Origin of the sequence: Paenibacillus polysaccharolyticus, assembly GCF_900102085.1 — a bacterium.
GTDB lineage: Bacteria > Bacillota > Bacilli > Paenibacillales > Paenibacillaceae > Paenibacillus > Paenibacillus polysaccharolyticus.
Genome location: NZ_FMVM01000008.1, coordinates 121,505 through 146,015 on the forward strand (window position 1 = coordinate 121,505; position 24,511 = coordinate 146,015).

Here is a 24,511-nt window from a genome sequence, read left to right on the forward strand (position 1 = left end):
GGGAGGTCGAGCAAGATGGCTAAAAAAGCACCAGAAATGGAAGAGTATAAATATGGTTTTCGCGATGAGCATAAATCCATCTTTCAAACCGGCAAAGGTCTGACAGCGGAAGTTGTAACGGAAATTTCTAAAATCAAAAACGAACCGGAGTGGATGCTGGAATTCCGTTTGAAATCCTTGAAACAGTTCGAGAAGATGGCTATGCCTAAATGGGGCGGCGATCTGGATGGACTGGATTTCAATGATATTCAATACTATGTTCGTCCTTCGGAAAAGCAAGGAAAAACATGGGAAGAAGTTCCTTCCGAAATCAAAGAAACATTTGATAAACTGGGTATTCCAGAAGCGGAGCAAAAGTTCCTTGCTGGAGTATCGGCTCAGTATGAGTCCGAGGTTGTATACCACAATATGCAGAAGGAACTGGAAGACCAAGGCGTAATCTTCATGGATACCGATACGGCTCTGAGAGAGCACCCGGAAATTCTGCGTGAATATTTTGCTACTGTTATTCCGCCAGCAGATAACAAATTTGCTGCGCTGAACAGTGCGGTATGGTCCGGAGGAAGCTTCATCTACGTTCCAAAAGGCGTAAAATGTGAAGTGCCTCTGCAAGCATATTTCCGGATTAACTCCGAAAATATGGGCCAATTCGAGCGTACATTGATCATTGCAGACGAAGACAGCTTCGTTCACTACGTAGAGGGTTGTACTGCTCCAATTTACAGCACAAATTCCCTGCACAGTGCGGTAGTTGAGATCATCTGTAAGAAAAATGCCCGCGTTCGTTACACAACGATCCAAAACTGGGCACCAAACATCTACAACCTCGTTACCAAACGTGCGGTTGCTGAAGAGAACGCAACGATGGAATGGGTCGATGGTAACATCGGTTCCAAACTGACGATGAAATATCCTGCAGTTGTACTGAAAGGCCGTGGAGCTAAAGGTTCCGTTCTGTCCATCGCTGTTGCAGGCAAAAACCAGCACCAGGATGCAGGCGCGAAAATGATTCACTTGGCTCCGGATACAACTTCAACGATTGTATCCAAATCGATTAGTAAACATGGTGGTAAAGTAACGTACCGTGGTCTGGCTTCCTTTGGACGCCAAGCTGAGGGCGCGAAATCCAACATCAAATGTGATACCCTCATTCTCGATAATGAGTCCACATCGGATACAATTCCTTACAACGAAATCATGAATGATAACATCATGCTGGAGCATGAAGCAACGGTTTCCAAAGTGTCCGAAGATCAACTCTTCTACCTGATGAGCCGTGGTCTGACTGAAGCTGAAGCTACACAGATGATCATCATGGGCTTCATTGAGCCGTTCACGAAAGAATTGCCAATGGAGTACGCGGTTGAGATGAATCGTCTCATCAAATTTGAGATGGAAGGTTCCATCGGTTAAGACATATGTACTGAAAAAAGACGAACCGTCATGGTTCGTCTTTTTTCTTATGCCATAAAGAGAGTAATCTTTTTGATTGAACATGTAAAAATAAGACTAATAGCACAGGCCAAATCATAGAGTTAAGCATTTAATGGTAGAAAAAGGATGTGAGTCTATGAATGCAAACCCTTTCGAAGGGTATCGGATTACTAGTTCATTCGGCTATCGAATTCATCCTATACATGGAGGCCAGACCTTTCATCGAGGGGTAGACTTGGTCACCGAGCCTTGGAATGGGCCTGTATCTGCTTTTCTTGAAGGAACGGTACGTTTTGCAACGGAAGGACGCACAGGCTCCGGTTTTGGCGGTTACGGGCTTACTGTGGCGCTGGAGGATCATCGTGGATACTTGCATTGTTACGGCCATCTCTCTCGAATTGCCGTTAAGGTTGGTCAGCGAGTGAGGAAAGGACAACTAATCGGTTACCAAGGCAGTACTGGACAGAGCACGGGGCCCCATGTGCATTATGAGATTCGAAAAACAAGCTCGCCCTCGTACGGGTATACTGCAAGTGAAGATGGTGTTGTGGAACCAACGGCGTATTTGTTAAACGAATACGGAACGATCTCTCAGGAGGAGGGTCCGCCAATGACAAGTCAGGAAAAGCAGTTGTTCACGCTTATGCAGAAGCAATTAGAGCTTCAAGGAAGCTGGATTCAAGAACAAAAGCGATTATCCAACATGAGTTGCCCTGACTGGGCGCAGGAGGCACTGGCTTATTATCGTCCCTATATTCAGGATGACACAGGAAGTTATGACTTTTGGAGAATACTTGTGATCATGTATCGGAAGGAAACGGGAACACTGGTGCCAAAAGAGGATTGAAACTTGAAGAGCAAGGTTGGTATTAGAGCGAAGGCCATTATAGGAGCGAAGGCCAGTATAAGTGCATACCACTCATATCTTATGGGCTATGAACCAAATTGCGAAGAATGCCGTTTCGCCCAGTTCCTCTGGCAGGGAAGCGTCATATGTTAGGGTATACCTGATAAAGAGGAGGCAATCACATGAGCGAAGTAGGTTACGGCTGTAAAGGCAACGTTGGTGGTGTAGGCGGTGTAGGTGGATACAATCCATGTACTTCGGTTGGCGCGATCTTGGTACTGTTCATCCTGTTGGTTATCATCACAAAAGCATTCTGTGTGTAACTCCATCGACCGAATATAAGCAAGAGGGATCAAAGGAAGCTCATTCGAGCTTCCTTTGATCCCTCTTTTCTCTTCACGCGTATTTATTGGACGTAAATCTCAACAATGGCAATATCTCTTTCTTTCGCTAAATCGATAAAGGCCGTAGAGGTCTGAACGAGTGGGCGGAAGTAGTCAGCTGGATTGTTCATTACAATGACACCAGTTTGTCCTGTTGTGAGCAGTACTTTTTTACCAATAAAATTCGGAAGCATATGTTTGATCAGCTCTTGGGTGGCTTCGCCATTCAACTGACCAAAACTGAGGCTGTATAGCTCGCATAGAACAGAAATTAGCTCCTGTTTGGTCTGATACACCCGATTCGTTGTCATAGCGCTGTAAACGTCGGCTACAGCAGTTATACGAGCATAAGGATGAATCTCATCTCCTCGCAAACCATGCGGATAACCACTGCCATCCTCACGCTCATGATGTTGAAGAGCAACCATGGCGATGATTTCGTCCTCTGTTGAAGCTTTGATAATATCGTAACCATAAAAGGTATGTTTTTTCATTTCTGCGAATTCTTCTGTCGTTAGTTTGCCTGGTTTATGTAAAATTTCAGAAGGAATTTTGGACTTGCCAATATCATGAAGATATCCTGCCTTGGCTACCGTAATACATTCATCCGGGCTATAACCCATCCACCCAGCGATATAAAAAGCGAGCATGCCAACCTGTAAGGAATGATTGTAGGTGTAGTCAATGTCTCCATCCAGCATAAGTAACAGGGAGACAACATCCTTTTGTTTTTCAAGCTGTCCCGTTAAGGTGCCTAATATTTCGTCAACCTGTGATTCATCAATAAAGCCTTTTTCTATGGCTTGTTCGAACAGAGATTCTGTGCCTTTGATCGTGTCGTTAAACAGATTGGTTAACAGACGGGTCTGATCGGAAGGCAAGTTTTGTTCATTAGAGTGAAGGTCGGATGATTGTTCTACATCTGCGAAATCAATTCCATGCTGCAGCAGCTTAGATATATCATCTTCGCTGAGAACGGAACCTTTCATCAGCATGTGGAGACCTGAAGTATTGTAGATATCATTTTTTAGCAGGTCGCCGGGTTTAAGATCTGTAACATGCACTCTCACGTATAAACCACCTTTTCCTCGACTAATATCGACACATATCATTATAATAACAAGAAAAAAATGGGTTGACAACGACTTATTTACTGTTTATGCGCCTCTGTAAACAGCGAATAGACTCATTTTTTCTCGTCCATGGGGTTCCAGGGTCCTAGTTGATGGCCTTTCCATTCTGATCCGTCTTCCCAAATTTCTTTTTTCCAGATTGGTACGGTTTGCTTCAGTCTTTCAATAGCGTAACGGCTTGCATCATAACAATCGCTGCGATGAGGCGAGGATACCGCGATAACGACACTGATTTCGGCAACGTCAACTTTGCCGATTCGATGACTTATCGCACAAAGTACACCTGGCCAGCGTTCTGCTATCTCCTTGCCGATCGCAGCCATATGGGACAGCGCCATGGGGACGTATGCCTCGTATTCCAGATGAACCGTACGCTGTTCACCAGTCATTTCCCGTGTCGTGCCTACAAAAGTTAACGCAGCGCCATGATTAGCCGTAATGACCATGTCGGTCGTTGCCTCCACGGACAAGGGCGCATTGGTAATCAGAAACAGGCCGTCTTCAGTGCGATGCTCTTGTGTATAAGGGTGATCCTCGTCTTGGTTCGTCGAACCGTCACCTCCAGATACAGGAGGAATCAAAGCCAATTCATCATCCGTCTTAAGTAATGTATCGGCAGGAGCGTATCTCTGGTTAACTGCTAAAAATGATGAACGAATCTGTGTCGCAGCCTCAGGATAAGCCTGGCTCAATTGTTCCTTAAGCATAGCAGCTGTAAGCGTATCACCATCATACTCAAATTCAAGTTGGGATGTATTTAAACGTTCTGCAATACCTGCAAATAGTTGAATTGTCAATTTCATGGAATGAATCTCTCCTTTTTGATCTCTAAACCCTATAAATATATCATAACGACGTAGAAAATGTTATGCTTATCCATTAGAAGAATGTACGTTTAATGAACGGCAGGGGAGGCAGTGTAATGCGCAGCAGCGAGAAGCAAACATTAACCATTCTGCACACCAATGATATACACAGTCATTTCGGCTCTATGAGTGCGATCGCTGCTATGATCAATGAAGAACGTGCCCAAGGTGGACATCTGCTTGTCCTCGATATTGGAGACCATATGGATCGAATGGCTGTTGAAACGGAAGGCACACTCGGAATGGCCAACGTAGATGTGCTCAATCTGACAGGTTATGATGCCATTACGATTGGAAATAATGAGGGACTAACCTTTACGCCAGACCAACTCGCTCAGTCCTATACGGGACTCCTATGTCCGATTGTGTGCGGCAATGTGGTAGAACAGGATACAGGGCGTCCTCCAGCCTGGATGAAACCTTGGATTATTGTCGAAAAAGGACCATTTCGCATTGGTCTGCTAGGAGCAACAGCCCCGTTTAACACCTTCTATGAACTGTTAGGCTGGCAAGTGACGGACCCTGTAGAAACTTTAAGAGATCAGGTTGAGGTACTGCGTGAGCAAGTGGACGTGATCGTTGTTTTATCTCATCTGGGTCTTTCAACGGACAAAAGACTGGCGGAACAGGTTGAGGGCATTGATGTTGTCCTGGGCGGACACACCCATCATGTGCTGGAGGAACCCTTGCTGATTGGCAATACCGTGCTGGGAGCGGCAGGTAAATTCGGACAATGGCTCGGTAGAGTTGTGCTGGAAAGAGCAGGCCAAGCAGAGCCTGTGCAACTGGTGAGCAGCGGTTGTGTGCCAGTACACAGTAACATGCTGGAAGAGCAGGTGTCTCTGGCAATTGCTACGAACCGTAAGGAAGCTGAACGATTGCTGGATCAGACGGCCGTGATCACGGATCGAACCTTGCCCGTTTATTACGAGCGGGAATCTCCTTTTGCTATCTTGCTTGCACAAGCTGTACGGCACTTTACAAAAGCGGAAATATCGCTTGTGAATGCGGGCCAGTTACTCGGAAACCTGCCACAAGGCGACATTACGAAAGGAATGTTACATTCCCTATGTCCATCTCCAATAAATGCTTGTACAATATGTTTGAATGGTGATCAGATTCGTGAAGCGCTTGAACAGTCACTGTTGGAGGAATTCTTCTCTAAACCCATCGTGGGATTTGGCTTTCGGGGACGTATTCTCGGGACGTTATGTGTAGATGGAATAGAGGTTCTTTACGACCCTAGTGCGCCAGCGTATGATAAGATCCAATCCATTTATGTGAACGGTATGCCTATGGATGGGAAGCGTGAATATGTGGTTGGAACGCTTGATATGTTTACGTTTAATGTGGGATATCCTTCTTTGGCTCAAGGAAGCAATATACAATATCACCTTCCGGAATTTATACGGGATTTGCTGGAAGAAGAATTAAAACGACCAGGGGCGCTGGAGGAGAGCCTGCGTAACCGCTGGTTATCAAGCTAAAAGCCAGAAGCTAGAACGAGACTGCCTTCTGCTGATGCGGCGGCTAGTGTTCATTACATCTATGGAGCGGGAGAGGATAGGCTGTGCGTTTAGTACATATAAACTTATTGCAGCCTGGCATGAAGCTGGGGAAACGAATTTTTAGTGAGGAAGGTCTGGTTTTACTCAGTGAGGATGTAGAACTGACGAGTCGTTTAATCGGACGGTTGAAAGATCTTGGGATTGGATATGTATATATTCAGGATGCTGCGACAGAAGACATTATCGTGCCGGATATGTTACAGGAAGAGACCAAGCGAAGAGCACTTGTGGAGATCAAACAGCAATTTCAACATATGTCCGGCTTCAAAAGTAAAAACCAGATCACACATTTTGGTAAAGCGCTTAGTGGTGTAATGAACAGCATTCTTGAGGACATTGGTGGTCAAAAGGAAGCGATGATCATGTTAATGGACATGAACTCCAGCGATTTTGACCTGTATACTCATTCACTGAATGTTTGTGTGTATACTCTTGTTCTCGGTGTGGCATCAGGTTATACACGTCAGCAACTTATGGAGATTGGTCTAGGTGCTCTGCTCCATGATATTGGGAAAACGCAGATTCCCTCCGACATTTTACATAAACCTTCACGTCTGAGTGATGAGGAATACAAGATTATTCAACAGCATACCACGTATGGACACCGCATTCTCAAGGATGAACCCGGCATCCCTCTGCTCGCAGCACACTGTGCACTTCAGCATCATGAGCGAATTGATGGCAGTGGCTACCCTTTTGGTTTGAAAGGCAATGAAATCCATGAATATGCGAAGTGGATTGCTCTTGCCGATTCGTATGATGCCATGACGACCAATCGGGTCTATCGTCAAGCTTTATTGCCGCATCAAGCCGTAGAGGTACTGTATACAGGTTCTGGAACGCTTTATGAACAGTGGATGCTTGAAAAGTTTAGGGATTGTGTAGCGATCTATCCCGTAGGTATATCCGTAAAACTGAGCACTGGAGAAGTTGGCGTTGTCGCTGCCATTCAACCCCGCGTGCCACAACGGCCATTGATTCGTGTAATCAAGGATGCAGAAGGACAGGTCCTTACTGCCCCCTACGAAATAAATCTTGCTACGAAGCTATCAGTCATGATTACAGGGGTGGAGGGTGCGGAAGATTCTGCTACACTTATGAAGCATGAACAGCTGAATAGTTAAGCTAACGAAGTATAGAGCAGGCGCTCAGGTGGTCATATCGGGAACGTGAAGCTAGGCTAATTTCCGATGATTCATGAGCGTTTTTTGTCATGTAATGGTCAGGGTTTGGCTGTGCAGGAAGATTCATAATTGTGCTATGATAAAAGATAACTCCCAAAAAAGTAATCTCGGATATGATGTAAATAAAACTTTTTAGGTTAATAAAAGGAATAAGGTGAAGAACAATGACCATGCTAAACTCAGGATCGGTACAACCGATGCCATTATCGCCAACGAATGATCCGTGGGATCCGATTGGCTCTCTGCGTGCATATGGCCGGCATGTGCTGACCAGTGTAGAAATGACAGTGACACATCTGTGCAATATGCGATGTGAGCATTGTGCCGTGGGGGATATGCTTACGATGCAAGAGGCACCAGCACTGCCACTCTCACTAATGTTGAAACGACTTGATGAGGTGGAGCATCTGCAGACGATCAGTCTGACAGGTGGTGAACCCAGCTTTAGCCAAAAGACGGTGGATGAGATGATCATTCCTCTGCTTAAATATGCGAAGGAACGCGGAATTCGCTCCCAGATCAATTCTAATCTGACACTGGATATCAGCCGTTATGAAAAACTTCTCCCGTATCTGGATGTGATGCACATCTCCTTCAATTATTTGAATGCAGATGATTTCCATCAGGTGGGATTTGCCAACAGCGGTAGACCGGTAAAACGTGAAGTCGCCGTGAAAATGTATGAAAAGATGATGGAAAACTCCCGCAAGCTAAGTGAGGCCGGAATGTTTATTTCTGCTGAATCGATGATTAATTATCGTACGCATGATAAGCTGGACGGCATTCACCAATTGGTTCGGGAAATGGGTTGTGTACGGCACGAAGTACATCCGATGTACAACTCTAACTTTGCATCCTCTCTACCAGTATTATCACTGGATCACATGAGGAATGCCATTCATCGCTTGCTTGATGTCCGTGACAAAGACATGTGGATGCTTTTCGGAACACTACCGTTCTTTGCATGCAGTGCAGCTGAGCAGGATCGTGAACTTATTAATCGCTTGTACAGCGAACCGAATGTAACGGTTCGTAATGATCCGGACGGACGCAACCGTGTTAACGTCAACATGTTTACTGGCAACGTGTACGTGACTGATTTTGCCGATATCCCTGCATTCGGCAATATCCATGATCGGAAACTGGATGATGTATTCCATGAATGGTCTGCTGAGCATCCGCTCAATCAGACCGTAAATTGCCATTGTGATGCTGCATCGTGTTGCGGGCCAAATCTTCTTGTGGCCGATATGTATTATAAAGGCGTGGACTTCAAATCTAGAAAAGCTATTTTACGTTAATATTCCAGGTGCATTCCTGAAATAGACAGAGAAGGGGAGTTACATCTTGGGCATTCATACCGAATTTCATCTTGGACAGCTAGTATTTAATCTGGTCTGTGTCTTTTTGCTCGTATTTTTGAATGGTGTATTTGTCGCAGCAGAGTTCTCTCTCGTCAAAGTAAGACAGACACGCCTGACACAATTGCAGAGTGAGGGAAACCGTCTGGCTGGTTACGCCCTGAAGGTGAACGGTAAACTGGATGCCTATCTGTCGGCTACGCAGTTCGGGATTACACTGACATCTCTCGGACTGGGATGGTTGGGGGAACCTGCGATCTCCAAACTGCTTGTGGAACCGCTGATGTTTAAGCTTGGCGTTTCCGATACAGGTCTGATTACAACGGTATCTGTTATTATCGGATTCTGTATCATTACGTTTCTGCACATTGTACTTGGTGAGCTGGCCCCAAAATCGCTGGCGATTCAAAAAACAGATGGAGTGGCGTTGCTTTTATCGGCACCGTTACTATTATTTTATAAAATTTTCTTTCCGTTCATCTGGGTTCTTAACGCATCAGCGAATGCATTATTACGTTTGGCTGGTATTGAACCCGCGAGTGAAAGTGAGGCCCATTCCGAAGATGAGCTTCGTATCCTGATGAAACAGAGTGCCAAAAGCGGGGTCATCGACAAGGATGAGATCAAGCTGATGGATAATATCTTTGATTTCTCCGATATGTTGGCGAGGGAGGTCATGCTGCCTCGCACAGATATGGATTGTTTGTATACCCACCTGCCACTAGAGGAAAATCTAAAGATCATCAATGCAACGAAGCACTCCCGCTATCCGGTTGCCGTAGAAGATAAGGACGAGATTATCGGATTTATTCATATTACGGACTTGCTTCTGGCAGAACCGGAGCAACAACAGGATCTGGCTTCAATGGTGCGTCCGATTCTGAACGTTCCCGAGTCGATGGAGATTAGCCATGTGTTACGTTTAATGCAGAAAAAGCATTCCCAGATGACGCTCGTTGTCGATGAATATGGAGGGACTGCAGGCTTGCTGACAGCTGAAGAAATTTTGGAAGAGATCGTTGGAGATCTGTATGATGAGTTCGAGGATGAGCGGCCACACATGGAACGAATCGGTGAGGCTTTCTCGATTGACGGACGTTCGTTGATTGAGGAAGTTCATGAATGGACCGGAGCAATCATTGAGGATGAAGAGGTAGATACCATTGGCGGTTGGCTCTTCAAAGAATTGGAAGGCAGTCCGGCTAAGGGGAGAACACGTGAACTGAACGGCTATGTTTTTGAAGTCGAAGAGTCTACACGTCTACGAATTAACCGGGTCAAAGTGTACAAGCAAGTAAAAGAACAAGATGAAATCTCGGAAGATGAGCAGTGATCTTCTATTGTCTACGGATGATAATCGATGTGAACAATAGCGGATAAACAAGATTTTTAAGTAAGACCTTTGAGCTGGTGTTATGACATCTTTCAAAGGTCTTTTTTTGCATGTCGGGAATAAGTGAGCTTGCTCTGCAATGGCAAAATCCTTCTTATAGTTTCTGTAAAAAGGGATTATCTTGATCATCTCGACATATGGTTATAAGGACAGGAAATGATGGGAATGTACTGTATGCCTTGTGAAGTAATGCCCAGAATGCAGAATAGTTGTGATTGCATGATAAAGGAGGCGTTTCGATTGAAAGATCCTCTGAAAGATCCTCAGGTTCGGGCTTATGTTCCTTTTGTGGGTCCATTTGATCCGTGTAAACCTCTAGGTATTCGTACGTATCTGGTTCCACCGCAATTATTTATTCCTTTTCAGCCGATGGGCTGGCCGCAATACAGTCCGGCTGAAGCTTTAAGGCTCGGCACATTGTGGCCGGCGCTGTACAGTCCGTACACCTCGAAAAAAACGAAGGAAAGGGCGGTGGTGAACGATGGAGAAGGAACAGCCGAAAGCCTGTGACGCCAAATATTACGAACTGCTCGAGGAACTACAGGCGCTGGATTTTGTTCTGGTTGAGCTGAATTTGTATTTGGATACACATCCGGGAGATTTTCAAAGCATCGAACAGTATAACAAGTTCAGCCAGGAACGGATGCGCGTTGCACATGAATTTCAGCAGTTATACGGTCCGCTGACGAATTTTGGTCATGCCTTTTCCAAATATCCGTGGGAGTGGTCCCAGACACCTTGGCCTTGGCAAGTATAAAATCGAAGGAGGCGTCCTGTGCATGTGGGTATATGAAAAAAAATTGCAATATCCAGTTCGGGTGAGTAAATGTGATCCGCATATGGCGAAGCTGTTGATGGAACAATATGGCGGTGCAGACGGAGAACTGGCGGCAGCCCTGCGATACCTGAATCAACGTTATACGATTCCTGACAAAATTATCGGTCTACTGAACGACATTGCGACGGAGGAATTTTCTCACTTGGAGATGATTGCAACGATGATTTACAAACTCACCAAGGATGCCACGATTGAGCAATTGGAGCTGGCCGGGTTGGATGCCCATTATGCGGCACATGACAGAGCACTCTTTTACAATAACGCTGCTGGAGTACCCTTTACCGCCACCTATATTCAAGCGAAGGGTGATCCGATCGCGGATTTGTACGAAGATATCGCAGCCGAAGAGAAAGCTCGGGCTACATATCAATGGTTAATTGATTTAACGGATGACGTGGATTTGCAGGACAGTCTGAAATTTTTGCGAGAACGCGAGATTGTGCACTCACTGCGGTTCCGGGAGGCCGTTGAAATTCTGAAGGATGATCGGGAAACGAAGAAAATATTTTGACGATGAGCCAATCAGCAACATATTTAGCGTAAGGGATAAAGGGCAGTCCAGGTGGGCTGCTTTTTATATTTAGGTACAATGATATAAGTTGAACTGTTCTTTTACACGTTAACGGAGTGGACTGTGTAAAATTTTTAGTTGAACTTATATAGATTGAAAAAATAAGATCAAAAAAAGGACGATGAATGAAGAGTTGTTCCTCAAGGTCGTCCTGCAGATTGAACATATAAGTTTGTAGAAGTGCTTTTGCCCTTAGTATTCCACGACCATGGCAACATTTTGCCACCCGGCTCCAACGGTCCAGAACAACACTTTGTCACCGCGCTGCAGCTCTCCGGAGCTAATGGCTCGATGCATGGCTATAAACGGGCTGCTTGTCGAGGTGTAACCAAATTCGTCGCCAATATATACAGCAATGTCATCAGCAATGCCGATGTTTTCGGACACTGCACGAATGTTAGCAATGGACAGCTGAGAGAAACAGGCGGCTTTAATCTCATCCGGCTTGATTTCATTCCGTGTCAGCAACGTACGAATGGACTCTGAAGCTGCATCGACACAGATTGAATCGTCAAACGGTGTGAATTTCACATGAAAAGCTCCTGCATCAACACCCATGCTTCCGAGCTTCGCGAGTCCTTCGGCTGGAAAGAGTGAATTTTGATATACACAGGTATCCGTCTGGTAGATTGAATCGATAAACCCAACGGCATGTTCATCCCGTTCTACAATTACAGCTGCGGCCGCATCTCCGAAATTCGCAAAATAAACCGGATCATCCGGACTGGCATGAGGAGCAACATAGTCTGAGCCGATGATCAGCGCACGCTTGATTCTTGGATTACCAAGCATCTGCCGACTGACCTGTTCAAAAGCTGCGGTCATGCCTGCACAGTTGGCATTGCTATCAATACAGATGGTGTGGGCTGCTCCGCTGATCAGATGATGAATCATTAAGGAATTCGTAGGAAAAATATATTCCGGTGTTTGGCTTGCATACGCAATCAAGTCGATATCTTGTCCGTTTAATCCGGTTTTAGCGAGTAGCTTTCGGGTGGCCTCGAAGGCCATGGTCAGTGAGTTTTCGTCCTCCTGATCAATTTTGTAACGTGACTCACGCCCGAGTGCTTTTAACAAACCACGAATATCGACCCCTCTGGCATCAAAATGTTCAATATAAAAATCATTGTGCACCTTGGTTTCGGGGTGATATATATCGATATCTACAATACGAATTCCAGCCATCGTCATCCTCCTCTTAAGTGGAAAGGCAGAGCTGTCATTAAAGCATCATACAAATCAGAGAGCTACGCCGAAATAATTTCGAGATTGTCCAGTCCTACCGTCCGACCAAGTCTGGCGAGCTGCATTTTCAGAATGGCATTGTTCTCCAAGGTTAACACCACTTTTTTGTATTCGTCCTTTTTAAACATAGCCAGGCATCCCTCCAGAAGAGGTACAATCTCGGGGGCAGTAACATTCAACTTTTTGCAGTCAATATCCAGGTTAAACTCCTTGGTGTTAATGGCGGATATCGTATCCTGATAAGCCGAGATCGAACGAAGACCATCCTCTTGAGAAAAAGAACCTTCCAATTCAATGTGCAACACCTTGTTTGAAGCATCCGTTTTTAGATTAAACTTTCCCATTGCGCGTTCTCTCTCCTTTGTAAAAAATGAGTGAAAACTATCCTCTATGGAATGAATGGAGCAGTCCAATAGCCCCTAAAGTGAGCGGTACCAGGTTGTAAGGCTGGAAGGATAATTTACCCATATTATAAAGGTAATAATGTAAAAAGATCAATAAAAAGGTCGAATAATGTATAAAAATGTAGAACGTTGAATTACTGGATTTCCTCAAGCGTGGCAAGCAATACATTAAATGCACTGATAATACGTGGAGCACCGACACACGGTGCCAGATGAAGCAATACTCCCTTAAGTTCATCAACGGTAATACCCACACTTAAGGCCATGGCATAATGCACACCAAGTTGTTCGAATTGTCCCTGTGTAATTAATGACGAAATAATGGCGATTTCTTTCCACTGATCTGTAATGGTTGTCCGCTGAAAAATATCACCATATGCCGTTCCCATTATAAATTCGGACAGTTCGGGAAAATGCTCCTTAATCGGAGCAAGTGCCTTCGCACCATATTCCCCGGAAAGCTTGGCAAAACGATCTAACCCTTGGGTCACTTGGTCACTCATGACTCGTACCTCCTAATCTAGATTGACAACCCGATGAGCCGTTGGCGGGATCTCGTCCCGGTCGGTCAACAGCTCGATGACAGCAACTTGATTTAATTCCAAAGCGGCTTCCAGTGCGGTTGAGAACTGCGGTAACGTTTCTGCACGGAAAGCCTTAGCTCCAAGAGACTCGGCAAACTTGACTGCATCCATGGGAACCTCGAAAAGTGTGCCATCGATGCGTCCCGTCGTTTTTTCCATGCCTTTCAAGGCCATATCCAGCTGTTTGTTGTTGACAACGATAAAAATAACAGGAAGATCCTTGCATACGGCTGTATTGATTTCTGTGCCCAGCATCATAAAACATCCATCTCCGGTGATACATACAACCGTTTCTTCAGGTGAAGCCGCTTTGGCACCAATAGCCATGCCGATGGCATTCCCCATGCAGGCAAAGTAGGCATCAAATATGAAACTGCCGGGTTTCTTCACTTTGTAACGCTGGACGGCATGAAAGCCGTGGCTTCCATCATCAACAAACAGTTTGTGGTCATAGGGAAGCAGTTCGCTCATTTGATCGAGTACGGCAGCAAGTGACAGATGCGGCAGATCTGGTAATGGAGTTTGATATTCAAAGGACTCGAAGGCACCTGTAGAAGCAGATGTAAGAGAAGATGGCAAGGTGCTGAGCAGATATTGCAGATTGTCTTTGATATCCCCTGTGATATGTAAGGTCTGAGATTGTAGAATTTTACCTACGAAAGTTGGATCGGTATCGATTTGAATCAGCTGTGCCGGATGATTATGCGGCTTGAGATTACAGAGCGTCATATCACTCAGTCTGGAGCCGAGGACAATATACAGATCACTTTGATTCAACATCTCGTCGCCGTGTGGGAATCCGCCAACACCACAGGGACCATGATATAAGGGGTGATCCCATGTTATGGCTCCTTTACCGCCGGGAGTTGTCACGACTGGAATATTAAATGTTTCGGCTAATTGCCTTAGTTCCTCATGCGCCCCGGCACGAGTTACACCTTTACCTGCAATGATTAATGGGCGTTCTGCTTGATGCAGTAAAGGCAGGATTCGATTCAAACTTGAGATGCTGAGCAACGGCTCAGGTTCTGGAATAACAATACGACATATTGGAAGTTGCTCCGTTTGCACGTCAAAAGGCAGGCAGAGATGGACAGGACCTTTGTTTGGGCCAAGTGCAATAGAAAGGGCATGATTCAAGATGGTTCCGAAGTGATCTCCACGTTCGACCAGTTTGCTGAATAGTGTGGCAGGTTTGAACATTTCGGCCAGATCAGCCAAATACGAAGAGGAGTCCTGACACTGGGGGATGCCCAGTTCCTGAATAGATTGATGGCCGGTAAGAAATAAAACGGGAAGATTATTCGCTTTGGCATGGGCCGCTGCGGTGAGCAGATTAGTTCCTCCAGGGCCAGAGGTGGCGAAGGCTACGCCCAAACGGCCTGTCTGCAATGCATAACCCGATGCGGCAAAGCCTGAACTGGCTTCGTGACGACCAGGTATAAACTCCAAACCGTAATCTACCATTTTCAGAAGAGCGGGACAGATTGATTTTCCGATAATACCAAATACATGAGTGACACCCAGATTGCGTAGCGTTTCTGCTAAGTAGTCCGCAACAGTTCTCACGCGTGGACACCTCGTTTCAAAGTAGTAGGTTTTAAGAACCAGGCGGCTTATCCAATTGTGCATGTTGGTATTTGTCTAAGGTTGTAAGAAGAAGAATTACTTGGTACTAGAAATGGTATCTTTTTTTGTGGTTTTTTGTCAATCCTTTTCCTGATTCCAATGACCCGAGGCTATTTACCTATACATATTGACGCGATGAAGCGATATCGGGATAACGCAATGCATGATCAACGGTTCTAATCCACGATTTCTGCTATACTGAAATTGAATTGGAGGGAATGCAATGACATCATTGAAAATGGCTGTAATCGGCCTGGGTAAGATGGGTTTACATATGATTCATCAAGCGGAAAATACTCAAATGGATATCTCCGTTGAGATTACTGCGGTCTGTGATGCGAATGAGCAAAGCTTACAGAAATTTGCAGCAACCCGTCCATCGGTGAAAACATATCGTGATTATAAACAGCTACTGGATGAACAGCAGATTGACCTCGTCTACATTGCTGTACCGCCGAAATATCATTATCCGGTGGTTATGGACGCTCTGGACCGTCGAATTCATGTGTTCTGTGAAAAGCCGCTCGCTAACAGTTTAGAAGAAGCGCGCAAAATGGTCGAAGCTGCTGAGCAAGCTGGTGTGGTTCACGCCGTTCATTTTTCGATGCCGCATGAGTCAGCTGTGTTGAAGTTGCAAGAGATGGTTAAACAACAGGCAGTGGGTGACATTCGCAAAATTGACCTGATTCTGCAGTTCCCGCAGTGGCCGCGCTCATGGCAGCAGAATGAATGGATCACAAGCCGGGATCAGGGAGGTTTTATCCTCGAAGTTGGCATTCACTGGATTCATATGATCCAGAATGTATTCGGGCGTCTACGTGTACTGAATGCTCAAGTAACTTATCCTGCCGATCAACCTGATGCTTGTGAACAGGAAGTGCAGGCTGTACTTGAAGTACAGGACGGAACTCGGGTTCATCTGCAGGGGATTTCTCATTTTGCTGGCGAGGAGCGTGTGTCCATGGTTGTATATGGCACCGAGGGCACCATTGCGCTGGAAAATTGGGAGGAATTGATGAGTGGCAAGATCGGACAGCCGTTGTCCCCCGTGGAAGTGCTGGAATCTTCCAGCGAACTGCCTGTGTTGAAACATGTCATTGCCCGTATTCAGGAGAAACCGGGCAGGATTTATACGTTCCACGATGGGTACGAGGCGCAACAGGTGCTTGAAGCGCTTCGGAACAGTAATTCATCTACAAATTAACCAATTTCAATCCGAAAGGAATTTTGCATATGACCAATATATCGGGTTTGCGTAAACCGGAAGCGATGATTTTTGATATGGATGGCACGTTGTTTCAGACAGAGACCTTGCTTTTGCCTGCATATCATCAGTTATTTGATACGTTGCGTGCAGAGGGGCATTTTGAAGGAGAAACCCCGCCGGAAGAGCGGATGCTCGGAAGTCTGGGCATGTTGCTTGAAGATATCTGGAAAGTTGTTATGCCTGAAGCATCCGAAGCAGCTCATCGTCGTGCCGATGAATTATTGCTGCAACTTGAGATCGAAGGACTCGATGGAGGCGACTCCAAACTGTATCCCGGTGTGAAAGAAACGCTGGAGGCACTGAAAGCTCAGGGAGTTCGTCTGTTTGTTGCCAGTAACGGTCTCGAGGATTATGTGAAAGGCGTTGCGTTCGCACACGAGATCATGCCGCTATTTGAAGGGGTATATAGTGCAGGTCAGTACAAGACACCTTCCAAAATTAACTTGGTACAGATTTTGCTGCAGAAACACCGGATTCAGGATGCCTGGATGGTAGGTGATCGTTCTTCGGACGTCGAAGCGGGCAAAATGAATAACCAGACCGTTATCGGCTGTGCTTATGCCGGATTCGGCAGGGATGAAGAACTTGCCGGTTCCGATGCACTGATCTCGGATTTCACTGATTTGCTCCGTCTATATGAAGAAGCAGAATAAGTGTTTTAACACTGCATGATCACGGCAACACCTCTGACAAACTCAAAGCTACCTGGCCTCGGTAGGGTATGTCTGGTTATCAATAAACAGCACATGAGCAACAGCTTTATCAACGATTTACAGCTTTTTATCACATACCTGTATGGGCCTTTTTGCGCCTATGCAGGTTTTTTGCGTTTTCGCACGCAGTCACATTCTCCCCTGTAGAAAGTTGATTTCCCTATCCCGCATATGATGTAAATCCCTCTATACTTTCATTCAAAAGCTATAGGGGGTCTGATTCTGATGAAACCATCCAAACTGAACGCCTACATCTTCATCATCCCAAGTCTCTTTCTCACACTGGTATTCGGAATCTATCCGTTGTTATGGGCTCTGCGCTACATGTTCTATGATTATCAGGGCATCGGGAAGCCGATCTTCATCGGACTTGAGAACTTTGCACGGATTATTCGTGATGGACAGTTCTGGGATTCGGTAAAAAATACGGGGATATATGCACTTGGTAAACTCGTCATCACCATTCCGCTATCTCTGATTCTGGCGATTATCCTGAATCGCAAGTGGCGTGGCCGCTCTTTGTTCAGAGCGGTTTTCTATCTTCCAACCATTTTTAGTGCATCTGTCATGGCGATTGTTTTTTTCATCATTTTCAATTCATATAACGGCATTCTGAATCAGCTGCTGATGAAGTATCACATCATATCCTCGCCAATTGGTTGGCTGGATGCGAATCATGCGATGCTGACAACGATCATTATTGCGATCTGGGGTGCTGTCGGAAACTATATGTTGTTGTTCATTGCGGGTCTGCAAAGCATTCCGGAGGAGCTGTATGAGGCAGCATCACTGGATGGAGCAAGCGAATTCCAAAAATTACGCAATGTAACGATTCCGCTACTCGGACCAGTAATGCAGATGATCATTATGCTTGCGATCACGACAGCACTTAAGGGGTACGAGAGCATTATGGTCTTAACCGAGGGTGGGCCCTATGGCAAAACGGAGGTTATGTATCTGTACCTGTTCAAACTGTTGTTCCCTGTTTCGGCGGACACACAATCCTTGCAACAGCTTGGTTACGGAAGTGCAGTCGGATTCACAACAGCTCTCATTGTAGGGGCAGTGACGCTCATTTACTTCCAGATTTCCAAAAAGCTTAATGATGTCTACTAATCTTGATTAGGAGGGAACGATGATGACTCAAACCGTGCTTGCACCTGCATCTTCGAATTCAAGTTCATTCCGCTGGACTCGCTGGACAAAGCGAACCATTCTCTTTATATTTTTGCTGATTATTGCGATCTTGTCCCTGTTCCCGATCATCCTCGTGTTACTAGGATCGTTCAAAACCAACCAGGAACTTACCGGAGGAGCAACAATCTGGCCGAAGATATGGCAGTTCACGAACTACAGCCAGGCTTGGAAGACGGCTAATTTTTCCGGATTTACGATTAACAGCATTTTTGTAAGTATTGCCACAACGGTAGGAACATTGCTTGTATCGTCCATGGCTGCTTATGCGGTGGATCGGGTGAATTTTAAAGGCAAAAAAGCGTATACGCTGCTCATGGCATCCACACTGTTTATTTCGATTGGTGCTGTGGTACTTAGACCACAGTTTGATCTCATGGTCAAGCTGGGTCTGAATAATTCGCTGTGGGGTGTCATCATCATATTAATCAGTGCCCATGCGGCAACCTATTTTATTCTCGTTGGGTTCTTCAAGAGTATCCCCCGTGAATTGGATGAGGCTGCGATGATTGATGGCTGTAACTTCTTTACCACCTACTGGCGGATTATTTTGCCACTCTTGCGTCCGGGTCTGGCTGTTGCGGGACTAGGTGTTTTCCAGAATTCATGGAATGAATATATTCTTCCGTTCGTATTCACGATGAGCAATCCCAAGTTGCAAACCTTGCCGGTTGGTCTGGCGAACCTTCGCTACGGCATCGGGGCTGCAGCTGAGGTGCAATTAATGATGGCTGGAGCTTGTCTGTCCATTTTGCCACTGCTGGTTGTATACATTTTTGCAAATAAATCATTCATGCAAGTTACGCTGGGGGCTGTCAAAGGTTAGGGCGGTAAAGCTGAGGAAGAGATTTCGGAGAACGGTATTCCGTGCAGATTCCGCTGTGCTATACTCTTTTTAATTACAGCGGACAGGGCCAGCCCTTGTTCAAGGAGCGACCGCCTATGAAGTCAACTTTCTACAAAATGTCTCTGAAAAAACGGATACAGCTCATCTACATTTTTCTCGTTGTTTTGTGTATCAGTGTGACGGGCATTTTCTCATATCTCTTCGCTGCCAAGAGCATAGAGCGGAACGCGCTTGAATTAAAGAAGAGCATTCTGAACAAGTCTGTACAGGTGATGGATGAGCATCTGCGTCATATCGTCGTTTCATCCTATTCGTTCATGCTGAGTGACACGTTTACACAGGTGATGAAGGACGTGCGTAATCACAATGATGGTCGTTATTATCAGAATCTCTCTCTGCTTCAGACCACATTTGCCCAGTTGAAGCTGGTAGAGCCGCTGATTGATACCGCATATTTGAAGACACCGATCGGCAATTTTTTCTCGACAAAAGACTTCCCGAATCAAAGCACTGCGTTTGACAAGGAATATGGAGAAGTTGTCAAACGGCCCGGCTGGAATACGATGTGGTTTGGTTCACATCCCAGCGAATTATTCCAATCCCGGGGTAATGTGCTGTCACTGTTGCTTAAACCGATTGTGATCGATAACCATACCTTCTCGGAGGTATACATGGTCGTTAACATGAGGGAAGCAGCCATGCGAGATATTTTAAATCAGGATCTGATGAACAGTCAGGTACAATTGTTTTTACTTCATAAAAATGGAAGTGAGGTCATTCGTCCGGGAGCAGGCACTTTTGATCTGGTAACAGAGCCTGGATTTGCACAACGATTAGATCGCGGGTCAGGTGATTTCACGTATACCAACGGACAGGGACAAGATATGTTGGTGAATTACTCGGCTCTATCAATGAATGAGGACTGGGTTATGGTCAGTGTTCAGTCCAAGGCCGATTTATTATCTCCACTGAAGAAGATTCGCTGGCTGGTCATCCTGATTATGCTGTTCTGCATCCTGCTGGCGCTCGCGTTGTCCGACCTGTTATCCTCTGCGCTGCTGAAACCGCTGAACAAATTGCGGCGGCTCATGGTCGAGGTGGAGTACAACGACTTGGACGTACGCTTTCGCAGCAAATATGACGATGAGGTTAGTGCCGTAGGGCATCGCTTCAATCGAATGTTGGATCAGATTCAGGTTTTGTTTGAAGAGGTGCGAGCCACGGAACAGGACAAGCGGCGGCTGGAAGTGAAGGCGCTTCAAGCTCAGGTTGATCCTCATTTTCTGTACAATACGTTAAATACGATGTTCTGGAAAAGCGAGAGTGGGGAGAAGAAGGATGTCAGCTCAATGATTGTCTCTCTCTCCCTACTGTTCAGACTCGGCTTGAATGATGGAAAAGACATGACCACCGTAGAGCAAGAGATCAAACACGTCGAGCAGTATATGCAGTTACAGCAGCAATGTTACGAAGACTTGTTCGAATACCGGATTGAGGCAGAGGAATCCTGCAAAGGAATCGAAATTCTAAAAATTTTGCTTCAGCCTCTGGTGGAAAATTCGATCCTGCATGGTTTTAATGATAAGGAAGATTTAGGACGCATTCTGATCCGGATTCATCGTCTTGAAGATACACTCCGTTTGGAGGTCAAGGACAATGGATGCGGCATGGATGTAGCGAAAATGAATGCGGAAGAAGCATTAGAGGGGAACCGGAAAGGATATGCTATATCCAATCTGGTTGATCGATTAAACCTACAGTATGGTGAGCAAGCTTCGCTGGTGTTCCATAGTGAAATAAACGTGGGGACTACGGTAGTCATCACCATTCCGATTAGCTAGGAGGGAGCGTACGTATGGAGCAACTGACGATGTGTGTTATGGATGATATTCAGGCTGTGGTCAAGGGCATCGTTTCCACCATTCCGTGGGTGGATCATGAGGTGCGGATTGTTGGCACAGCGAACAATGGAGAGCAAGGCTGGTCGCTTCTGACTGAACAGCAGCCGGACATTGTCATTACGGATATCAAAATGCCTCGGCTCAGCGGACTCGAACTCATGAAGCGGGCAATGGATGCTGGACTGCGCTCCAAGTTTATTTTTATTAGCGGATACTCCGATTTTCAATATGCCCAGGAAGCGATTAAGCTCGGAGCCTTCGATTATCTGCTTAAACCGTTTACGCCTGAGGAGATTTTGGGTGCGGTGCTAAAAGTGAGACAGGTAATTGAGAGTGAACAAGCGAAGTCGCAGCAACTTCAAAAGCTGAAACAGAAAGCGGTTAGCAGCAGTGAGTACGAACGTCACAGTTATCTTCTCGGTCTGCTTCGGCATGAGATTGGCGGATTTCTGAATGAAAGCCGGTGGGACGAGCTTGATATTGAGCTGGATTCCTCCAATCTCAACGTTATGGTCATTGAGGTTGATGGCTATACACGCTATGGATCGACAATGCATCTGGATGCAGAGATCGTTCCATTTGCGGTTCAGAATATCGTCAGCGAGACATTGAATCGGTATACGAGAAGTGTTGTACTGCGTGAAAATCGTTACCGCCTGGCCGCTATATTTAATACATCTGAACAGATTGATTTATCCGATCTTATGGAGCAATGCCGCCACAATGTGGAGCAATATAGCAAAAAGACGATATCCATTGGAGTCGGAACGATCGCTCGCAGACCACAAGAAATCTGGATATCTTATGCCAATGCGGACAAGGCGATATCTTATCGTTTTTACAGTGAAGGAAACTGCATCTTCCAGTATGCAGAACTGGAGAATCAGGATGTGGTTGCTCCCGTCTATCCTTTGGAAAAGGAAAAGGAGCTATTTTACGCATTGAAATGTGGCAATGAAAGTTCTTGTCACCGAATTATCGATGATATTTTGGAAGTCTGGCAGAACGCCAAAGGTTTTCCCGAACCACTGACGATGATCCGTCTGTTGTCAGGACTCGCATTTGCGATCTACCGGGCGTTCTGTGATGAGATCACAGAAGAAGAACGGCTTCGTCTGGAAGCAGACTTGACCGTGCTTGAAGCGATGCGGTCGTTGACGTTTGAGGGCTGGGGAGCCTACATCAAGCATTTCAGCAGTATGGGATGCGAGATCATGGATAAGAAAAGGCTTACGGATGTCAAACAGGCGATCAGTAAATCCCAAGAGTTTATTAGCATGAATCTGTCCGAAAATCTCACATTGCAGACTTGTGCCCAGTCGGTTCACTTAAGTCCAAGTTATTTTGCGAATGCGTTCAAGAAGGAAACGGGTATGACGCTTATTCAATATATTACGAAGTTAAGAATGGAAAAGGCGAAGGAACTGCTGGTTGCGGGGGTGCAAGTACAGGAAATATGCCAGATGCTGGGGTATGAGGACAGACCGTATTTCAGTGGCCTTTTCAAAAAGTATTGTGGCATGACCCCTACACATTTTCGGCAGATGTATGAGAATGGGTAAGACAGAGATCGTCATTTTTCCCACCTTGCATAGTCAGAATGTCCCTCACTTCGACATAAGTGGAACGTTTATCATTACGTTAACGGGGAACCAAACAGGTTGTCCAGACAAGCATAAGGGGGCATTTCAATGGTTAAAAAGTGGATGATGACTACACTAAGTGCTGTGCTTGCATTAACGGTAGCGGGTTGTTCGACAGACAGTGGAACGACAAAGGGCAGCGAGACTGCAGCTGGCGGCGGAGAACAGAGTAGTGGCAAAACGAAAGTGGTCTATTGGACTCCGGATCGACACGATGCTGATTTTATGAAATCCAAGATCGAGCAATTCAACCAGACCAACAAAGACAACATTGAAGTGGAAATGACCGTCATGGGTGATAATTATCCGCAGGCCGTTGATATCGCATTTGCGAGTAAACAAGCTCCTGATGTGTTTCAAATCGACGATTTCCAAACGTATTATCAAAAGGGGTATCTTGCTCCAATCGACGGATATATGAGTGATGCCATGAAGGCAACGTTCAAGGACAGCCTGATCGAAAATAAAAATACGATTGATGGAAAAGTATATACCCTTCCGAATACAGGCCAGATCTGGAGACTGGTGTACAATAAAGATATTTTCCAAAAAGCAGGCATTGCTTCTCCGCCTAAAACCATTGCTGAGATGGTAGCAGACGCAAAGAAAATTACCGAAACAGGTAAAAGTGAAGGCATCTATGGCTTCGCCAGCCCATTCAAAAGTGGTAGCGGTTTCTGGAGAGCGGCGAACACCATTGCCGGTGCAAGCACGAACGAAGGTATCGACGGCTTTAACTACAAGACAGGTCAGTTTGACTTCAACATGTACAAATCGATTGCCGAGGCTCTTCGTCAGATGAATCAAGATGGCAGCATGCTTCCGGGTGTGGAAAGCTTGGATATTGACCCACTGAGAGCACAATTTGCACAAGGCAAAATCGGGATGTACATCAATCACTCCGGTGAGCCAGGTGTCTACAAAGATCAATTCCCGACCAAAGAAAATTGGGGTGCTGCTCCTGTGCCAACAGATGATGGTACGATTAAAGGGGCTTCGCAAGTTATTGGTGGTTCCTATATCGGTATCAATGCAGACTCAAAGAACAAAGAAGCAGCATGGAAGTTCATGGAGTACGTATACAGCACGGATCTGCAAAGCGAGTATTATGAAAAAGGTTACGGTATCTCTCTGATTCCTGCCGTACTCAGCTCGGATAAAAAACCTAGCATTCCAGGTATCGAAGGTTTCTTACCTAAGAAGTATGACGCGATCTTCCCTGCTAATCCAAGTGTGATTACAGAGAGCTCGCTGGAAGGCATGAAATGGGCTGAAGCTTTCTCCGCTTACGTATTCACTGGTGGTGATCTGGATGGCGTGATCAAGGATCTGAACACACGGTATAATGCAGCACTTGAGAAAAGCAAAGCGGCAGGCCTGACTAAAATTGCGGCAGATCCATCGTTTGATTCATCCAAGCTTCAAGGTAAACTGTCCAAAGAAGAGTAAAATCTAAACATGGCGGCCGTCGTATTCATACTTCGGTCGCTTCACTTTACTGAAATT

Annotated in this window: 23 protein-coding genes; 17 read left to right on the top strand and 6 right to left on the bottom strand. The window is 45.7% G+C overall.

All coding sequences use genetic code 11. From position 1 onward, the window contains the following. Positions 1 to 15: 15 nt before the first annotated feature. The 3 genes from sufB (at position 16) to BLQ13_RS28520 (ending at position 2,604) form a co-directional block, all read left to right on the top strand. Positions 16 to 1,413, top strand: a complete 1,398-nt coding sequence (gene sufB / locus BLQ13_RS12735) for a Fe-S cluster assembly protein SufB (protein WP_090920114.1) — start codon at positions 16 to 18, stop codon at positions 1,411 to 1,413. Positions 1,414 to 1,570: 157 nt separating this feature from the next. Continuing rightward, positions 1,571 to 2,281 carry a M23 family metallopeptidase gene (locus BLQ13_RS29015; protein ID WP_167375721.1) on the top strand — a complete coding sequence of 237 codons (711 nt, stop codon included), beginning with the start codon at positions 1,571 to 1,573 and terminating at the stop codon, positions 2,279 to 2,281. A gap of 182 nt (positions 2,282 to 2,463) precedes the next feature. Beyond that, entirely contained in the window at positions 2,464 to 2,604 is a 141-nt protein-coding gene (locus tag BLQ13_RS28520) for a hypothetical protein (protein ID WP_167375722.1), read from the top strand. Between the two features lie 83 nt (positions 2,605 to 2,687). On the opposite strand, the gene BLQ13_RS12745 is transcribed toward BLQ13_RS28520, so the two are convergent. Both BLQ13_RS12745 and BLQ13_RS12750 read right to left on the bottom strand, forming a co-directional pair. After that, positions 2,688 to 3,734, bottom strand: coding sequence for an HD-GYP domain-containing protein (locus tag BLQ13_RS12745; protein WP_090920120.1), 1,047 nt, complete (start codon positions 3,732 to 3,734; stop codon positions 2,688 to 2,690). A gap of 116 nt (positions 3,735 to 3,850) precedes the next feature. After that, a complete protein-coding gene (locus BLQ13_RS12750; protein ID WP_090920123.1) occupies positions 3,851 to 4,600 on the bottom strand; it encodes a molybdenum cofactor biosynthesis protein in 750 nt (249 codons plus the stop codon). A gap of 119 nt (positions 4,601 to 4,719) precedes the next feature. On the opposite strand from BLQ13_RS12750, the gene BLQ13_RS12755 reads away from it, so the two are divergent. From BLQ13_RS12755 to BLQ13_RS12785, 7 genes are all read left to right on the top strand, one after another. Beyond that, positions 4,720 to 6,150 carry a bifunctional metallophosphatase/5'-nucleotidase gene (locus tag BLQ13_RS12755; protein ID WP_090920127.1) on the top strand — a complete coding sequence of 477 codons (1,431 nt, stop codon included), beginning with the start codon at positions 4,720 to 4,722 and terminating at the stop codon, positions 6,148 to 6,150. Positions 6,151 to 6,233: 83 nt separating this feature from the next. Then, entirely contained in the window at positions 6,234 to 7,355 is a 1,122-nt protein-coding gene (locus BLQ13_RS12760; protein WP_090920132.1) for an HD-GYP domain-containing protein, read from the top strand. A 224-nt stretch (positions 7,356 to 7,579) separates the two neighbouring features. Then, positions 7,580 to 8,716 carry a radical SAM/CxCxxxxC motif protein YfkAB gene (gene yfkAB / locus BLQ13_RS12765; RefSeq protein ID WP_090920135.1) on the top strand — a complete coding sequence of 379 codons (1,137 nt, stop codon included), beginning with the start codon at positions 7,580 to 7,582 and terminating at the stop codon, positions 8,714 to 8,716. 46 nt (positions 8,717 to 8,762) lie between these two features. Next, a complete protein-coding gene (locus BLQ13_RS12770) occupies positions 8,763 to 10,109 on the top strand; it encodes a hemolysin family protein (protein WP_090920138.1) in 1,347 nt (448 codons plus the stop codon). Between the two features lie 279 nt (positions 10,110 to 10,388). Further along, a complete protein-coding gene (locus BLQ13_RS12775) occupies positions 10,389 to 10,679 on the top strand; it encodes a spore coat associated protein CotJA (RefSeq protein ID WP_090920510.1) in 291 nt (96 codons plus the stop codon). After that, a complete protein-coding gene (locus BLQ13_RS12780) occupies positions 10,651 to 10,926 on the top strand; it encodes a spore coat protein CotJB (protein WP_090920142.1) in 276 nt (91 codons plus the stop codon). Before BLQ13_RS12775 ends, BLQ13_RS12780 begins: the two co-directional genes overlap by 29 nt. A gap of 22 nt (positions 10,927 to 10,948) precedes the next feature. Beyond that, the gene (locus BLQ13_RS12785) at positions 10,949 to 11,518 is read left to right on the top strand and encodes a manganese catalase family protein (RefSeq protein WP_090920145.1); all 570 of its coding nucleotides are present in this window, start codon (positions 10,949 to 10,951) and stop codon (positions 11,516 to 11,518) included. A 252-nt stretch (positions 11,519 to 11,770) separates the two neighbouring features. On the opposite strand, the gene BLQ13_RS12790 is transcribed toward BLQ13_RS12785, so the two are convergent. The 4 genes from BLQ13_RS12790 to BLQ13_RS12805 form a co-directional block, all read right to left on the bottom strand. Next, entirely contained in the window at positions 11,771 to 12,763 is a 993-nt protein-coding gene (locus tag BLQ13_RS12790) for a 3-oxoacyl-[acyl-carrier-protein] synthase III C-terminal domain-containing protein (protein WP_090920148.1), read from the bottom strand. 62 nt (positions 12,764 to 12,825) lie between these two features. Continuing rightward, positions 12,826 to 13,167 carry a hypothetical protein gene (locus BLQ13_RS12795; RefSeq protein ID WP_090920150.1) on the bottom strand — a complete coding sequence of 114 codons (342 nt, stop codon included), beginning with the start codon at positions 13,165 to 13,167 and terminating at the stop codon, positions 12,826 to 12,828. A 194-nt stretch (positions 13,168 to 13,361) separates the two neighbouring features. After that, entirely contained in the window at positions 13,362 to 13,730 is a 369-nt protein-coding gene (locus BLQ13_RS12800; protein ID WP_090920153.1) for a carboxymuconolactone decarboxylase family protein, read from the bottom strand. 12 nt (positions 13,731 to 13,742) lie between these two features. Then, entirely contained in the window at positions 13,743 to 15,380 is a 1,638-nt protein-coding gene (locus BLQ13_RS12805; protein ID WP_090920156.1) for a thiamine pyrophosphate-binding protein, read from the bottom strand. 283 nt (positions 15,381 to 15,663) lie between these two features. Between BLQ13_RS12805 and BLQ13_RS12810 the strand changes: the two genes are divergently transcribed. The 7 genes from BLQ13_RS12810 (at position 15,664) to BLQ13_RS12840 (ending at position 24,454) form a co-directional block, all read left to right on the top strand. Further along, on the top strand, positions 15,664 to 16,644 hold the full coding sequence (locus BLQ13_RS12810) for a Gfo/Idh/MocA family protein (RefSeq protein ID WP_090920159.1): 981 nt from the start codon (positions 15,664 to 15,666) through the stop codon (positions 16,642 to 16,644). Positions 16,645 to 16,673: 29 nt separating this feature from the next. Next, positions 16,674 to 17,360 carry an HAD family hydrolase gene (locus tag BLQ13_RS12815; RefSeq protein ID WP_090920162.1) on the top strand — a complete coding sequence of 229 codons (687 nt, stop codon included), beginning with the start codon at positions 16,674 to 16,676 and terminating at the stop codon, positions 17,358 to 17,360. Between the two features lie 285 nt (positions 17,361 to 17,645). After that, positions 17,646 to 18,536 carry a carbohydrate ABC transporter permease gene (locus BLQ13_RS12820; protein WP_090920165.1) on the top strand — a complete coding sequence of 297 codons (891 nt, stop codon included), beginning with the start codon at positions 17,646 to 17,648 and terminating at the stop codon, positions 18,534 to 18,536. A 22-nt stretch (positions 18,537 to 18,558) separates the two neighbouring features. Further along, a complete protein-coding gene (locus tag BLQ13_RS12825; protein ID WP_090920169.1) occupies positions 18,559 to 19,440 on the top strand; it encodes a carbohydrate ABC transporter permease in 882 nt (293 codons plus the stop codon). 116 nt (positions 19,441 to 19,556) lie between these two features. Then, on the top strand, positions 19,557 to 21,302 hold the full coding sequence (locus BLQ13_RS12830; RefSeq protein ID WP_090920172.1) for a sensor histidine kinase: 1,746 nt from the start codon (positions 19,557 to 19,559) through the stop codon (positions 21,300 to 21,302). A 14-nt stretch (positions 21,303 to 21,316) separates the two neighbouring features. Continuing rightward, positions 21,317 to 22,924, top strand: a complete 1,608-nt coding sequence (locus tag BLQ13_RS12835) for a response regulator (protein WP_090920174.1) — start codon at positions 21,317 to 21,319, stop codon at positions 22,922 to 22,924. A 129-nt stretch (positions 22,925 to 23,053) separates the two neighbouring features. After that, positions 23,054 to 24,454, top strand: coding sequence for an ABC transporter substrate-binding protein (locus tag BLQ13_RS12840; protein WP_090920177.1), 1,401 nt, complete (start codon positions 23,054 to 23,056; stop codon positions 24,452 to 24,454). The last annotated feature ends 57 nt before the right edge of the window (positions 24,455 to 24,511 follow it).